This is a genomic window from Chryseobacterium joostei (assembly GCF_003815775.1).
In the GTDB taxonomy this organism is placed as follows: Bacteria; Bacteroidota; Bacteroidia; order Flavobacteriales; family Weeksellaceae; genus Chryseobacterium; species Chryseobacterium joostei.
Genome location: NZ_CP033926.1, coordinates 2,098,794 through 2,113,842 on the forward strand (window position 1 = coordinate 2,098,794; position 15,049 = coordinate 2,113,842).

A 15,049-nucleotide genomic window follows, 5' to 3' on the forward strand; every position below is an offset into this window, starting at 1 on the left:
AAAAATTTTTAAGCATGAATTAAAATAATTTTTAACTTTGTTTCACAAAATTTATCTAACAAACATATTAACATTCAAGAATATGAAGAAATTAATCGCAGGAATTGCATTATTCGGAACATTTGCTCTTGCATCTGCACAAACTATTACATTTGATAAAACTACTTTCGACTACGGTACTATTAAGCCTAGTTCTGACGGTACAAGATTTTTCACAGTAACCAACACTGGTGATAAGCCTTTGATTATTTCAAATGTAAAACCATCTTGTGGATGTACAACTCCTGAATTCAGCCAAGACCCGATCATGCCAGGAAAATCTGCTAAGATCAAGGTTGGATACAACACTGCCCTTACAGGAGGTTTCAACAAAATGATCGAAGTTTTTTCTAACGACCCTGCAAACAGCAGAAGCGTAATCTACATCAAAGGTAACGTAGATGCTAATGCTCCTGAGCCAAAAGTATTGACTCCTGCTGAGCAAAAAGAAGCTGCTAAAGCTGAGAAAAAAGCTGCTAAACTAGCTAAAAAGACTGCTGCAAAGTAAGCTCTACACAAAAAAATAAAGAAACCGCCTCCACTGAGGCGGTTTTTTTATTACATTTATCTAAGAGTAGATCAGAGGCGTAAAATAATCTTTTAATCTTAAACAAAATATGGACACCAATTTCTCAGATGATTTTAAAGTAAACGGAAAATTTTCAATAAAAAAAACATCAACATCCTATCAGGGGAAACTAACCAAAGAAGAGGGAACCCAGCTATTAATTCAGGAAAAAGAAAAGCTTCGTGAATTACAGGAAAGACTTTATGCGGATGGAAGCCAATCTCTTTTGGTAGTACTTCAGGCAATGGATGCTGCGGGAAAAGATAGTATGATAGAACATGTCTTTGGTGGAGTAAATCCGCAGGGATGTAATGTAACCAGCTTTAAGACACCAAGTTCCAAAGAGTATTCTCATGATTTTTTGTGGAGGCATTATCTGACCTTACCTCAAAAAGGAATGATTGGAATCTTTAACCGCTCACACTACGAAAGTGTTTTGGTCTGCAAGGTTCACCCTGAATATAATTTAAGCGAAAAAACTTGGTCTTCAGTGCAAGACTTTGATGATAAATTCTGGGAAAACCGTTATGAAAGTATCCGAAATTTTGAAAAACATCTTTCACAGAATGGAACAACCATTATCAAGATATTCCTGAATGTATCTAAGGATGAACAAAAGAAAAGATTGTTAGACAGGATTGACGAACAGGAAAAAAACTGGAAATTCTCTGCAGCTGATCTTCCTGAAAGAGCTTTATTCAGTCAATATATGGAGGCTTATGAAACAGCCATTAACGAAACGTCAAAAGATCATGCCCCTTGGTATGTACTTCCTGCAGACAATAAATGGTTTGCAAGAGTAGCTGCAATTCAGATTATCATAGACACTTTAGAAAAAATGAACCTTAAATATCCAAAGCTTTCAGAAAAAGATAAGGAAGATCTCCAAAAGGCTAAACAGCAATTATTGGACGAGTAATCCGGAATTAGCTTACTTGTAAACTGATTTACCGTGAATATATTTAAAGACTTTTGAATGTAAGTTTTCAAAGGTCTTTTTCCATGTGAACTGCTCGGTAACTTTTATCTTATTATTTTCAGGTAATAGGAATGGTATAATTTCTTTAGGAATCCGCCAAAAAACTTCGGGAGGGTTCTGCCTGAAAACATGGATGTAAAGTTTTAGGGTTTCTAAATACCAATCCTGATGCTTATTATAATCATTAATTCCACCTACATTCGGAAAATGATGAAGTTCTCTTTCCAGAATATTCGGGCAGTATTCTTTCCAGTATTCGGTGGTATAGAGCAGATGCAAATGCCACACTTTATCTACGACTATGGAAGGAGATGCTCCATTTTTAGAAACACAGCATAAGTAAACAAATTTTTTATATTCTTCAATGGCAAGCAAACAGAATCTTCTCATCCAGCCTTCTGTCTGAGCCAGTTTTCTGGAAAAAGGAATGGCTAATTCAGCCTGATCAATCTGATAATCTGAAATCCTTTTCCATAAAGGATTCCGGAGATAATCAAGTTGGGTACTATCTAATAGAACGGAGGTAAATTCAGGTTTCATGATATTAAAATCTTAATCCATTAATTCTTATTAATATGTATCTAATCAACCGCCACATCCACAAGATGGAGGGGTATAATAGGTATGAATTTCTTTCTTGTAATGTTTTCTAAGTAAGTTTTCAAAATCCTCTCTGGTCATTTGACTGTAAACATCTGTATCGGCTAAATTAAGCTGAAAATCCTTTTCAGGATGGGGATCTACCGTCACCGAAAGAACTGAATCAATAATCTGGATCTCGGAAATTTCTTCCCAGATCAATTGTTTTTTTGCCCTATAATTAAAAATTCCTTTTGAACTGACGGATAATTTTTTCACAGGCTCTTCGTCCGGCTTCATCCGTTCCTTAATACATCTGATGAAGATTTTTACTGAAGCATTAAAAAAAACAGATATTAATAAGAAAACAATGATGGAAATTAAAATTTTAAAGGGATTTTTGTTTGTAAACACAAGATAGATCAGTATACAAAGAACTGCCAGTAAACCAACCGTTAATATCAAAGAAAATACAATGTTTACATACCTCGGTTTTTCTTCTGATAACTTGTATAAAGTAATTTCTGATTCCATTTTAATTTATTTATCTGTACCTAGTATTAAAATTAACAGCCACACCCACAGGATGAGGGAGTATTGTAAATATAGACTTCTTTTTTATAATGATATTTCAATAGTTTTTCAAAAATTTCCTGTGTCATTTGTGTATGAAGATCTGTCTTGGATAGGTTCAGCTTGAAGTCTTTTTTAGGATTAAGATCCACGGTTACAGAAAGTACAGAATCTATAATTTGTATTTCTGAAATACTTCCCCAAACCATTTCTTTGCTTTCTGTGTAATAATTAATTCCCTCTCTGGAAATACCTAACACAGGGTAAATAACAGGTCGTTTTCTTTGCTTATTGATCAGGTGAAGGAAATATTTCACAACTTTATAGTGCAAAAACATAAATCCGATCCACAAAATATTGTTAAGAGTTTTTATTAATAGCTCATTGGTTATGTCTTGAAAAAAATACATCAGACATTGATTAATTCCCCAAAACAATCCATATACAAAAGCCACATATAGTATTATGGCAATAAAGCCTGGCTTTTCTTCCGGAACTGACTGTAAAGTAATTTCTGTTTTCATCTCGATCTCTTTATGTTAAAGTTGAGATAACAGAAAAATATAAAAGTCTTTCGTAGATCTTATTTGGTTTCTTAAAAGTCTTATATTAGAATTACAAATACATAATATATTGTATTACAAACAAATGCAATAACATTAGACTCAAGAATAAAAATGTAAGAAAAATTGAATCATAAGAAAAACGAGAAAATCTATAAGCCGGATTTTGTACTTCCTAAGAAGCGCTTGTTATTTATCTACGCTTTACATTGCTGCAAAACTTGAGCTGATTACCCCTCGGTTTTCAGGACGAGCCGCCCCTATTTTCATTACTGAAAAGAACCGATATACTTACCATTGCACCGCAAAGAGTTTACCTGGTTTCACTACAGCCGAACTGTACCTGCTTTCTGTTGCACTTGTCCTACCCTCACGGGTGACGGATGTTATCCGCTTTGCTGCTCTATGGTGTCCGGACTTTCCTACCCCTGCCGAAACAGGAATCAACAAGCCGATTTTCTCGTGGGCGCAAAGATACATAAATTTCGTGGTAAAAGGGCGAAAAGATGCAACAGCAAAGAGGTTAAATAAGAGAAAAAAGTTTTTCATTAACAATCTCATTCCCCAGCAGTTTTTATTACCTTGATATCATTATCAAATTTTTATTTTCCCAATAACTCCATTATTTTCCTCATTCGTTGCTTATTCACCTTTTTACGATTTTACCTTTTAATGATTTTGCTATTATTATTCTTCATCAATTACTACTTTATCGTTATCTTCGTGCCATTATACATCTATGAATTCCAGAGAAAAAGAATTTGCGCAACTTATTAAAGATAATCAAGGCCTGATTATTAAAGTTTCGCGCTTATATACCAATTCCCTGGAAGATGAAGAGGATCTTTTTCAGGAGATTGTCTTGCAACTTTGGAGAAGTTATGATTCTTTTAAAGGAAATTCTAAGATTTCCACATGGATGTACCGCGTAGCGCTTAATACCGCCATTACTCTTTTTAGAAAAAAAAGCAAAAGCTTTCCTACCAATGAACTGGACATCAACCACAAAGACTTTGTGGAAGATGATGATGAAAAACAACAACAGATCTCGCTTTTGTATACTGTAATCAAGACTCTTCCTAATATAGAAAGAGCCATTGTCATGATGTATCTTGACGATCTGCCTTACAAGGATATTGCAGAAAACCTCGGAATCACTGAAGTCAATGCACGTGTGAAAATGAACAGATTAAAGAAAACCCTTAAAGAACAGATGGAAAAATATGCCTGAATTTGATTTAGATAGCTTTAAGAAAACATGGCAGGAACAACCTGTACAGCCAAAATATGACAACAGTGAAATTCTTCAGATGCTGAATAGAAAGTCACGTAATTATGTAAAGTATATTTTCTGGATCAGTGTTGTAGAATTTTTGTTCTTTTCTGTTTTGGGCTTATTCTACTTCTTTCAGGAGGAAGAATCTGATAGCTTCCGCAAAATGCTGGAAAGATTGGGTGCCCAGGAAGCTCCTGAAGTTGAAAATAACTTTGGCCACGTTTATTTAGCTATAAAAGTTCTGAGCTTATTGATTACGGCTTATTTTGTCTTAAAATTCTACCAGAATTATCGAAAAATAAAGATCGAAGAAAACCTTAAAGGGCTTATTACCAGAATCATTAGTTTCAAGAAAACGGTGAATGCCTTTATTCTTATAAGTATTGTATTACTGATTACCTTTACGTTTGTATTGATTGCTTTTATATTTTATACCTTAAGTTCTCAAAATATACAGCCTACTAATTCCAATCTTACCATCATTATTGTTGGAATCACCATCAGCACGTTGCTGGCCGTATCCATGATTTGGTTTTACTATAGATTGGTGTATGGAAGCATTATTAAAAAACTTGATAAGAACCTGAAACAGCTAAAAGAAATAGATTCACAGGAAAATTAGTATTCATAGGCTATAGTTCAAGATATTATTGTTAATTTTATTTCACCAAATCTTTTTACTATGCCTTTATCTTATGTATATGGAGCTTCTGAGGTTCCATTATTAGGACAGACTATTGGAGGAAATCTTAAAAGTACTGTCGAAAAATACCCCAATCAGGAAGCACTTGTCTGTGTTCATCAGGACTACAGAGCTACTTATCAAGAGTTTTACAACCAAACGACTGCCATTGCAAAAGCCCTATTATTTTTAGGAGCAAAATCGGGTGACCGAATAGGAATATGGTCTTCCAACCGTTATGAGTGGGTTCTTTTACAATATGCCACTGCCAGAATCGGAACTATTTTGGTCAATATCAATCCGGCATACCGAACTCATGAACTCACTTATGTTCTGAACCAGTCTGAAGTACGCTTCATTTTCTCTTCCTTATATTTTAAAAGCAGTAATTACAAGGAAATGGTAGAATACGCCAAGGAAGTGTGCCCTACCCTTGAACATGAAATTTTCTTTGATGATAACTGGGAAGACTTTGTCAATAACGGGCAGGATATTTCGGATGAAGTTTTACATAGCTTCGAAGAACATGTACAGTTCGATGATCCGGTGAATATTCAGTATACATCAGGAACAACAGGCTTCCCCAAGGGAGTAACGCTTTCTCATCATAATATTCTGAACAATGGCTATTTTATTGGTATAAGATTAAAATATACAGAGAAAGACCGCGTCTGCATCCCCGTACCATTTTATCACTGCTTTGGAATGGTAATTGGAAATATCTGCTGTACCACTCATGGCGCATGTATGGTTATTCCCAATGACAGCTTTGATCCTGACATTACTTTAAAGGCGGTTTCTGACGAAAAATGCACCTCACTATATGGTGTTCCTACCATGTTCATTGCTGAACTGGCGGTAAAAGATTTTGATACCTACGATTTTTCGAGCCTAAGAACAGGCGTGATGGCAGGCTCAGTTTGTCCTCCTGAGATTATGAAAAAGGTGGAAAGTCTGATGAATATTAAAGAAATGAGCATCTGCTATGGAATGACAGAGACTTCTCCTGTTTCCACACAGACTTTAATTGGTACTTCTTTGGAAAAACAGGTAAGTACTGTAGGCACGGTTCAGGATCATCTTGAAATAAAGATCATTGATGAAAATGGAAAAGTCTTGAAACGCGGTGAGCATGGAGAGCTTTGTACAAGAGGTTACTCTGTGATGCTAAAATACTGGAATGATCCTGAAAACACAAAAAAGGTACTGGATGATGCCCGCTGGATGCATACCGGAGATATGGCAGTAATGGATAAAGATGGATACATTACCATTTCCGGAAGAATTAAGGATCTTATTATCCGAGGTGGAGAAAATATCTCTCCAAAAGAAATTGAAGACTTTTTATACACTTATACCAATATTTTGGATGTTCAGATCATTGGAGTTCCAAGTGAAAAGTTTGGGGAAGAAGTAATGGCATGGGTAAAAGTGAGAAAAGGATTCACTATCACGGAAGAAGAACTAAACGACTACTGTAAAGGAAAAATTGCTCATTATAAAGTTCCAAAATACTGGAAATTTGTGGATGAGTTCCCGATGACCATTTCAGGAAAAATCAGAAAGGTGGAAATGCGGGAAATATCCATGAAAGAGTTGGGATTGAGTACTAGAGTTTAACCCAGAAGTCAAAACATAAAGTCACAAAAATTTTTTCAAATTCTAATAGAAATGATGAGAATATCCTTCTTTCGAAAAGATATTTTACACATTTTTATGATCTTGTATAAAAACAAAAAAAGCATTTCAAATTGAAATGCTTTTTTATTATTTAAAGTTCTTTTCTTAATCTGGCAACAGGAATATTGAGTTGTTCACGATATTTTGCAATCGTTCGTCTTGCAATATTATACCCTTGTTCCTTTAAGATGATCACTAAGGCATCATCTGTCAAAGGTTTTCTCTTATTCTCTTTACTGATTACCTCCTGAAGATGGGTTTTAATTTCCTTGGTAGAAACTTCTTCTCCATCATCATTGGTTAAACTATCCGAGAATAGATCCTTAAGATATACAATACCATTTGGAGTGTCTGCATATTTACTTTTTACTACCCTTGAAATGGTAGAAATATCAAATCCTGTAATGTCTGCAACATCCTTTAGGATCATCGGCTTCAAGGATTTTTCGTCTCCTGTAATGAAATAATCTTTCTGGAACTTCACAATAGCATTAATTGTTTGCAATAAAGTATTCTGACGCTGATTAATTGCATCAATATACCATTTTGCAGCATCCAGTTTTTGCTTGATAAATAAAGCTGCCTGCTTATGCTCAGAAGATTTTTTATCGTGTGAGTAGGTGGTAAGAATATCTTTATATTCCTCAGAAACCCTTAGTGTAGGTGCATTCTTGCTGTTAAGCATAGGAATTACCAATCCATCTTTCACCTGAATCACAAAGTCCGGAATAATTTCCTGATTAATTGTAATGGTCTGGGTATCAAAGTTTCCTCCAACCTTTGGTGATAGTTTAGAAATTTCATCCAACGCATCTTTCAGGTCATCTTCTTCAATATCGTACTTCTGAATAATCTTGTTGTAATGCTTATTGGTAAGGGCATCAAATTGATGTCTCAAAATATTAGCAGCCAAAGAAACAGCTTTATCTGAGCTTACTTTCTTTTCAATCTGTAATAATAGACATTCCTGTAGTCCTCTTGCTCCTACACCGGATGGATCCAGCTTTTGAACATAGTTCTCCAAAATATCCTCTACCTTTTCCTTTGTAGTATAGATTCCTTGTGAGAAAGCCAGATCATCCACAATAGATTTAATCTCTCTTCTCAAATATCCATCTGTATCTAGGTTTCCTATTAGATATTCTGCAATCTTAAGGTCTTCATCACTGATATTTACCAGGTGAATCTGCTCCATAAGATAATCATATAATGACTGTCCTTCCGTTAAAAGGCTTTCGTTATCAAATTCCTCATCATCCGGAGAGTAGTTGCTGGATGCAGTTTTATAGCTAGGTTCGTCGTCGTAAAGATATTCGTTAACGTCGAAGTCTGTTTCAATGCTTTCTGTACCCTCATCCTGATAAGCGTCTTCAAGGGAAGAATATTCATCTTCCTTAGAATCCTCCTTTGCAATTTCCAAAGCAGGGTTCTCTTCTAGCTCTCTCTCCAACTCCTCTTCAAATTCAAGAGTATGAAGCTGAATAAGCTTCATCAACTGGATCTGCTGAGGGGCCAGCTTTTGTCCTAATTTGAGTTGTAAGTGTTGTTTAAGCATATTCGTATTTGCGTTTTAACATAACATATTCTACGAATTTAATAAATTTATTTGATAAAAAATGCATTTAGCATGATTTTTGCTTTATACATTCTACATAATAAACTATAGAAAAATAAAAAAAGCCTTAAACAAATGTTAAGGCTTTTTTTTATGTCTCTAGAATTCAGCGCTTTTCGGCGTTCTTGGGAAAGGAATCACATCTCTGATATTCGTCATTCCTGTTACGAAAAGAACTAGTCTTTCCAATCCTAAACCGAAACCTGCATGAGGTACAGAACCGAATTTTCTGGTATCAAGATACCACCAAAGTTCGTGCTCATCTACATGCATATCTGCCATTTTCTGTTTTAAAACGTCTAATCTTGCTTCTCTTTCTGATCCACCAATGATCTCTCCAATACCAGGGAAAAGAACATCCATAGCAGCAACGGTTTTATTGTCTTCGTTCAGCTTCATATAGAAAGCCTTGATTTCTTTTGGATAATCGAACAATACAACCGGACACTCAAAATGTTTCTCAACTAGGTATCTTTCGTGCTCAGACTGAAGATCTGCTCCCCAGCTCTCAACCGGATAAACAAATTTTCCTTTTTTGTTTTCTTTTGAGTTTAATAAAATCTCAATAGCTTCTGTATAGCTTACACGCTTGAAACGCTTAGCTATTACATTTCCAAGTTTCTCGATAAGTCCCTCTTTCGCTCTTTCCTTTTCTGGTTTTGTCTTTTGCTCTTCTTCAAAACGTTTGTCCAGGAATTCAAGATCATCTTTACAGTTATCCAATACATACTGGATTACATATTTTAGGAAATCTTCCGCTAGGTCGATGTTATCTTCAAGATTGTTGAATGCCACTTCCGGTTCAATCATCCAGAATTCTGCAAGGTGTCTTGTTGTGTTTGAATTTTCAGCACGGAAAGTAGGTCCGAAAGTATAGATTCTTCCTAATCCCATTGCTGCAGTTTCTCCTTCAAGCTGTCCTGAAACGGTAAGGTTAGTCTTTTTCCCGAAGAAATCCTGTGCAAAATCAATTTCACCTTCTTCAGTTCTTGGCATATTGTTCAGGTCAAAGTTTGTTACTCCAAACATTTCTCCCGCTCCTTCTGCATCTGCACCTGTAATTACCGGTGTGTTAATATAGAAGAATTGATTTTTGTTAAAGAATGAATGAACTGCAAAGCTTACCGCGTGACGTACTCTGAAAACAGCTCCAAAAAGATTGGTTCTGAATCTTAAGTGTGCCTGCTCACGAAGCTTTTCTAAACTGTGTTTCTTAGGCTGAAGAATTGTACTTTGAAGTTCTTCTGTAAAGTTATCTCCTAAAACTATGATTTTTTTAGCAACAATTTCTACAGACTGCCCTGCTCCCTGACTTTCCACAACTTCACCTATTACTTTAAGGGAAGAAGCTGTACTAATATTCTTGATGATTTCTTCATCAAAATTTTCGAAATCAACAACTATCTGCAAATTATTAATCGTAGATCCATCATTAAGAGCTATAAAGCGATTGGCACGGAATGATCTTACCCATCCGTAAACTGTAATGTCATGATGTAATACTTTCTTGTAATCCTTTAGGATTTCTTTGATCGTTTGCTTTTTCATTTGTTGATAATAAATTTTCGTATAAAAATTAATGTTTGCAAAGTTACAAAAAAACGGCGCAACTTGATGATTGCGCCCTCTTTAAAAATCATTAATCAATTATTTAATACATTAGTTAAAGAAAATAGACTTTTTCCTCTGTTTTCCGTTCCTTATTTTCAGGGCATGATAACAGCTGGGAACATCATATTGCCATTGTGCAAGGAATAAAATAATGAGGATAACGTCAACGTGAGAAATCAACCCAAGAATAATCGCCAGATTGAAAGCCCATCCCGCTTCCTGAAAACCTATCAGATAAGTAAATGCCAACAGCAAACTCAAGCCCCACATTTTTGACAAAAAAGCATGAGTACAGGTTTCTTTACCAAACTTCCAGATACTGACAACATAGCAAAGTGCTTCCATGATGAAAATTAAAAGGATGCCATGCCATTCCCCTATAATTAATTCAGGATTCAGAAAATAAGATGCAAACCCTAGAGAGAGCCAGAAGATCAAATCAGTCTGGCTATCCAGTCTTCTTAATTTTTCTGAGGAAATTCCTGCTTTTCGGGCAATAATTCCATCAAAAATATCGGTTAATATTCCGAAATACATTAACGCAAGAATATACTTAGTGGCAGATTCTCCTACGTAGTATCCCAAATACAGAATTACAAAAGCTGTTATAAAACGGGATAAGATGAGTAAATAGGGTATATTTTTCATAATTCTTTCTTTTCATGTTTCTTAAAATTCCAATTGATTAAAGGCAGCTTTCGTTTTCCATTTTTATTCCATGCCCCAATCTGTATTCCGCGAAAATCTTTACAACTGTTGTAAAGTCCAATCTGAAGTCCTCTGCATTTCTGACCTATATTTGCCAAGGGAGCTACAGAAACACCTTTTACTTCATGATGCAAATTGAAAAAAGGAGATAGAGCAGCTCCATTTGTTGTGGCATAGGTGTTTATATTACTTGAGACATTAATTTCCAAACCATTGGTAACCGTTGGCTCCATATTGATGAGGGATAGCTGAACTCCGTTAATCTTGTTCATTTCATTTTCAGGAACAATTCCATAATCATTGTTTAAGTTCCATTTCCCTGCGTCGGGTAGATACACAAGGAGTAATGCAGGAAAGAAAAGTCCTACAGGATTAAGTCCCAACCCTAGTCCGTTGATTTTTTTAGGAATATTGTTTTCGTCTTCATCAAAATATTTAAACATAACTCCGTTTACATTTCTGACATTCTTTGAAGGCGAAGTTCCAAAAAATCTGGGCTTCAGAGAATCTATCTTTATAGGGTCTGATGCATAGACCAAACCATTGAAAAAAAGAACTGTTAACAATACTATTCGTGTTTTCATAACTGATAATTTTTAAATTACAATTCAAAATTATCCGCAAAAGAACCATTTACGAATGTGAAAAAAAATTAAAAAAAATACTACATTTGTGAAAATCACAAAACCATGTATCAGGAACTCTTACTTAAGGAAATTCGTAGAAAAATTGGTGATAAATCTTTGAATGATGAGATTGCCAATATTCTGAATATAAGCTATGATGCATCGCACAGAAGAACGTCCCTGAAAGCTAAGTTTAGTTTCGAAGAGGCTTTGGAACTGGCCAAATATTATCAGATTTCACTTAATCAATTTATAACTTCAGAACAACAGATTCTAGTTCAGAAAACCTTGGCCGTGAACGAAACAGAAGATTTACAGTCTTTTTTCCAGAATAATCTCAGTATTTTTGAAAACTTACCTCTTTCTGATGAGATGACTATTTATTATTCTGCCAAGGATATTCCTTTTTTTTATACACTTTCAGATACACTGCTTTCCCGTTTTAAAATTTATGTCTGGATGAATCTTCTTAATGCGAAACAGGTTTTTATTCCTTTTCTGAAGTTTTCGCCCCCTTATTTTGAATCAAATACACAGGAACTCAAGAAAAAATATGAGGCCCAAAATATAGTAGAATTGTGGAATGACAGGACTATTTCAAGTATTTTACAACAGATCTTATTTTATTATGAGACTGGACTTCTACAAAAAAATGAGGGTCAGATTATTCTGAAAGAGCTTAGAGAGCTTATAGAATATATTGAGCAAAAAACAGAAAACAATCCAAAATTTCACTTATATGAAAATGAACTGATGCATCTTTCCAATGACATTTTTTTTCATCATCCGCACCAATCACTTTTTGCATTGCCGGCCAATATGTTTGGCTATATTTTGATTAATGACGCAAAAACATGCAGTGAAACCCGTAATTATTTTGAACATCAGATTAAAAATTCAAAATCTTTGAATACATCCGGAAACAGAGATAGAAAAATCTTTTTCAATAAAATGTATGATCAGATTGAACTGTTAAAACAGAATTTATCATGAATACTCTATGTAACGGCGAATATTTTGGGCAAACCAACGACATTATTAATTTTGAAGGATTAACAATCACAGATACTGAGTATACCCATCCTTATGTAGACTGGCATTATCATGAAAATGCATATTTTACTTTTTTGCTTCAGGGAAATATGATTGAGGGGAACAAAAAAGAAACTTATGAATGCTCTGCAGGCACCCTACTCTACCATCATTGGGAAGATCCACACTATAATATTAAGCCTGATATCTTTACACGAGGTTTTCATATTGAAATTTCAAAAAAATGGTTTGATCAGTTTGATTTTCAAAAAAATAACGCAGAAGGGAGCTTTAACATACAGGATCCCTCTTTAAAATTGCTGATCTATAAAATTTTTAAAGAAAATCAGGATAGAGATAATGCTTTTGAGGCAGCTATCCATCAACTTCTTTTAAATTTATTCAGTCAGTTTATTGTTCAGAAAGACAAAACTGAAAAGAAACCTTTATGGGTGGGACAGATCAATGAAATTTTACACGAAAGCTTTACAGAAAAGTTAAGTCTTACTGAACTTTCCGCAACTTTAAACATTCATCCGATCCATTTAAGCCGGGATTTCCAAAAATATTTTCATTGTAACTTGGGAGAATATATCAGAAAATTAAAGCTTAATAAATCACTGGAGCTCCTCACCAAGCAAGATTCTTTAACGGATATTGCTCTGGAATGTGGGTTTGCAGATCAAAGTCATTTCATTCGTTGTTTTAAAGAAAATATTGGAGTAACACCTTTAAAATACAGAAATCTTCTAAGAAAATAGAGATGTTAATTTCATTCTATTTTATAATACAAAAGCCTGTTATTTTTGCTAAAATATAAAAAATGAAACCTACCATACTACTGATATTTATTTTCACATTTTATCTTTATCCGGCACAAAGCCAGAATATTTTCATCCCTGAAAAGATTGAGAATCCGATTCAAAAGAAATATTCCGGAAAAATTATTTTTCTAGACAAATTCATCAGTCTTGATAATTTAAAAGAGGATAATATTCTTTCTTCTTCAACTTTTCAGGAAGATAAGGACTTTGGTATTCATGCCTTTTTTGATAATTCTCTGGTGAATTACCTGCATAAGCTTTCACCAAAATTAACCGTTGATCAATTACTTAAAAACGGAAATTATCAGTTCTCTTTTTACGTGGATGGAAAACTAATTTACGAAGAAAACCTAAATACAGGAGCAGGTACTCCGGAAAACAAAAAGCTAAAAACGAGCCTCAGAATACCTCTTACCAGCAGCAATAATGAAGATTCATGGGGAAGATATTTATGGATGCGTTTTTATTTAATCCATGGCGGAATTGATGCCTTGGCCAGCGGAAATCATATTCTAAAAATTGAAATCCGTCCTTATCTGAAAACATCATCAATACAAACAGGGCCTATTATTGCAGAAGGAGACATCAATATTAATGTTCCTGAAAAGAATATTTCAGAGCAGCAGATCGCAGTTCAGCCTATTCAGCCAAACAGTGGATGGGATACTTCAAAGGAAAAATTTGACATCGAAATCATTAAAAATTTAAATAAAAAAATAGCAGAAGAAAGATTCAAGAACTTAACAAGTATTGTTGTAATAAAGAATGGAAAACTTTTAATAGAAGAGTATTTTAACCACTCGGGAAGAGATTCTTTACAAGATACACGATCTGTGGGTAAATCTTTTTCTTCAGCTTTGATGGGAATTGCAATAAAAGAAAACCATATAAAAAGTGAGAATCAAAATTTAAAAGCCTTTTACAATGTAGAGCAATTTAAAAACTATTCTCCTAAAAAAGATAGTGTTACCATCAAAAGCTTATTAACGATGAGTTCCGGTTTTGATGGAAATGATGAGGATAATGAATCTCCCGGTAATGAAGAAAATATGTATCCTACTGAAAACTGGGTGAAATTTGCGCTGGATGTACCCATGACAGGCAATACCATTGGAAAAAAATGGAATTACTTTACTGCCGGTGTTGTAATAACCGGAGATATTTTAGATAAGACTGTTCCAAAAGGTTTAGAAAATTATGCTGATAAAAAACTATTTCAACCCCTTGGAATCACCAATTATAAATGGCAATTTACTCCTCAGAATAAGCCATCCTTAGCAGGAGGTTTAAGAATGAAAGCACTGGATTTTGCCAAGTTTGGTCAACTTTATAAAAACAATGGAGTATGGAATGGAAAAATGGTTTTAGATAAAACCTGGATTAAAAAATCTTTCACTAATTATTTTGTTGATCAACCAGATTTTGAGGGATATGGATATTTATTCTGGAGAAAAGTTTATAAAGTAGGAAATCAAAATTTTGAAGCCTATCAATGTAGTGGAAATGGTGGTAACAAGATCATTATTTTCACGCATATACCTGTTGTTATGGTGATTACGGCTACAGCCTATAACAAACCTTATGCTCATTCACAGGCTGATAAAATGATACAGGAATATCTTTTGCCCGCCCTTAATTATAAGTAAGGGTGAGTTTTATTATCAAAAAAATATTGTGGGAAAGATTGATTTTAC

Annotated in this window: 15 protein-coding genes and 1 other RNA gene; 8 read left to right on the forward strand and 8 right to left on the reverse strand. The window is 34.5% G+C overall.

The annotated features are described in order from the left end of the window. Nucleotides 1-82 precede the first annotated feature (82 nt). Together EG359_RS09530 and EG359_RS09535 are read left to right on the forward strand one after the other, a co-directional pair. Nucleotides 83-547, forward strand: coding sequence for a DUF1573 domain-containing protein (locus tag EG359_RS09530; RefSeq protein WP_076352624.1), 465 nt, complete (start codon nt 83-85; stop codon nt 545-547). 109 nt (nt 548-656) lie between these two features. Continuing rightward, nucleotides 657-1,526, forward strand: coding sequence for a polyphosphate kinase 2 family protein (locus EG359_RS09535; RefSeq protein WP_076352625.1), 870 nt, complete (start codon nt 657-659; stop codon nt 1,524-1,526). A gap of 12 nt (nt 1,527-1,538) precedes the next feature. Here EG359_RS09535 and EG359_RS09540 read toward each other — a convergent pair whose 3' ends face one another. From EG359_RS09540 to rnpB, 4 genes are all read right to left on the reverse strand, one after another. After that, nucleotides 1,539-2,126, reverse strand: a complete 588-nt coding sequence (locus EG359_RS09540; protein WP_076352626.1) for a glycine-rich domain-containing protein — start codon at nt 2,124-2,126, stop codon at nt 1,539-1,541. 45 nt (nt 2,127-2,171) lie between these two features. Beyond that, entirely contained in the window at nt 2,172-2,699 is a 528-nt protein-coding gene (locus EG359_RS09545; protein ID WP_076352627.1) for a hypothetical protein, read from the reverse strand. A 32-nt stretch (nt 2,700-2,731) separates the two neighbouring features. Next, complete coding sequence (locus tag EG359_RS09550; protein ID WP_076352628.1) at nt 2,732-3,262, reverse strand: hypothetical protein; 531 nt, start codon at nt 3,260-3,262, stop codon at nt 2,732-2,734. Nucleotides 3,263-3,440: 178 nt separating this feature from the next. Then, nucleotides 3,441-3,764, reverse strand: an RNA gene (gene rnpB / locus EG359_RS09555) — RNase P RNA component class A. 276 nt (nt 3,765-4,040) lie between these two features. On the opposite strand from rnpB, the gene EG359_RS09560 reads away from it, so the two are divergent. The 3 genes from EG359_RS09560 to EG359_RS09570 are packed head-to-tail and all read left to right on the forward strand — an operon-like array spanning nt 4,041 to nt 6,879. After that, nucleotides 4,041-4,532 carry an RNA polymerase sigma factor gene (locus EG359_RS09560; RefSeq protein WP_076352629.1) on the forward strand — a complete coding sequence of 164 codons (492 nt, stop codon included), beginning with the start codon at nt 4,041-4,043 and terminating at the stop codon, nt 4,530-4,532. Further along, nucleotides 4,525-5,199 (forward strand): beta-carotene 15,15'-monooxygenase, encoded by a 675-nt coding sequence (locus EG359_RS09565; protein WP_076352630.1) that lies wholly within the window; start codon nt 4,525-4,527, stop codon nt 5,197-5,199. The genes EG359_RS09560 and EG359_RS09565 overlap by 8 nt, the downstream gene beginning before the upstream one ends. Nucleotides 5,200-5,259: 60 nt before the next feature. Continuing rightward, entirely contained in the window at nt 5,260-6,879 is a 1,620-nt protein-coding gene (locus EG359_RS09570) for an AMP-binding protein (protein ID WP_076352631.1), read from the forward strand. A 151-nt stretch (nt 6,880-7,030) separates the two neighbouring features. Here the strand turns inward: EG359_RS09570 and rpoN are convergent, their stop codons facing one another. The 4 genes from rpoN to EG359_RS09590 form a co-directional block, all read right to left on the reverse strand. Further along, nucleotides 7,031-8,494: an RNA polymerase factor sigma-54 gene (rpoN, locus tag EG359_RS09575; protein ID WP_076352632.1), complete on the reverse strand. Its 1,464-nt coding sequence runs from the start codon at nt 8,492-8,494 to the stop codon at nt 7,031-7,033. A 159-nt stretch (nt 8,495-8,653) separates the two neighbouring features. Further along, the gene (asnS, locus tag EG359_RS09580; protein WP_076352633.1) at nt 8,654-10,102 is read right to left on the reverse strand and encodes an asparagine--tRNA ligase; all 1,449 of its coding nucleotides are present in this window, start codon (nt 10,100-10,102) and stop codon (nt 8,654-8,656) included. A 111-nt stretch (nt 10,103-10,213) separates the two neighbouring features. Beyond that, nucleotides 10,214-10,813 (reverse strand): CDP-alcohol phosphatidyltransferase family protein, encoded by a 600-nt coding sequence (locus tag EG359_RS09585; protein ID WP_076352634.1) that lies wholly within the window; start codon nt 10,811-10,813, stop codon nt 10,214-10,216. After that, nucleotides 10,810-11,457, reverse strand: a complete 648-nt coding sequence (locus tag EG359_RS09590; protein ID WP_076352635.1) for an LA_2272 family surface repeat-containing protein — start codon at nt 11,455-11,457, stop codon at nt 10,810-10,812. Before EG359_RS09590 ends, EG359_RS09585 begins: the two co-directional genes overlap by 4 nt. 105 nt (nt 11,458-11,562) lie before the next feature. Between EG359_RS09590 and EG359_RS09595 the strand changes: the two genes are divergently transcribed. The 3 genes from EG359_RS09595 to EG359_RS09605 all read left to right on the forward strand — a co-directional run bounded on the left by EG359_RS09595 (nt 11,563) and on the right by EG359_RS09605 (nt 15,001). Beyond that, nucleotides 11,563-12,492 carry a transcriptional regulator gene (locus EG359_RS09595; protein WP_076352636.1) on the forward strand — a complete coding sequence of 310 codons (930 nt, stop codon included), beginning with the start codon at nt 11,563-11,565 and terminating at the stop codon, nt 12,490-12,492. Continuing rightward, entirely contained in the window at nt 12,489-13,292 is an 804-nt protein-coding gene (locus EG359_RS09600; protein WP_076352637.1) for a helix-turn-helix transcriptional regulator, read from the forward strand. The genes EG359_RS09595 and EG359_RS09600 overlap by 4 nt, the downstream gene beginning before the upstream one ends. A 62-nt stretch (nt 13,293-13,354) precedes the next feature. Beyond that, nucleotides 13,355-15,001 (forward strand): serine hydrolase domain-containing protein, encoded by a 1,647-nt coding sequence (locus tag EG359_RS09605; RefSeq protein WP_076352638.1) that lies wholly within the window; start codon nt 13,355-13,357, stop codon nt 14,999-15,001. The last annotated feature ends 48 nt before the right edge of the window (nt 15,002-15,049 follow it).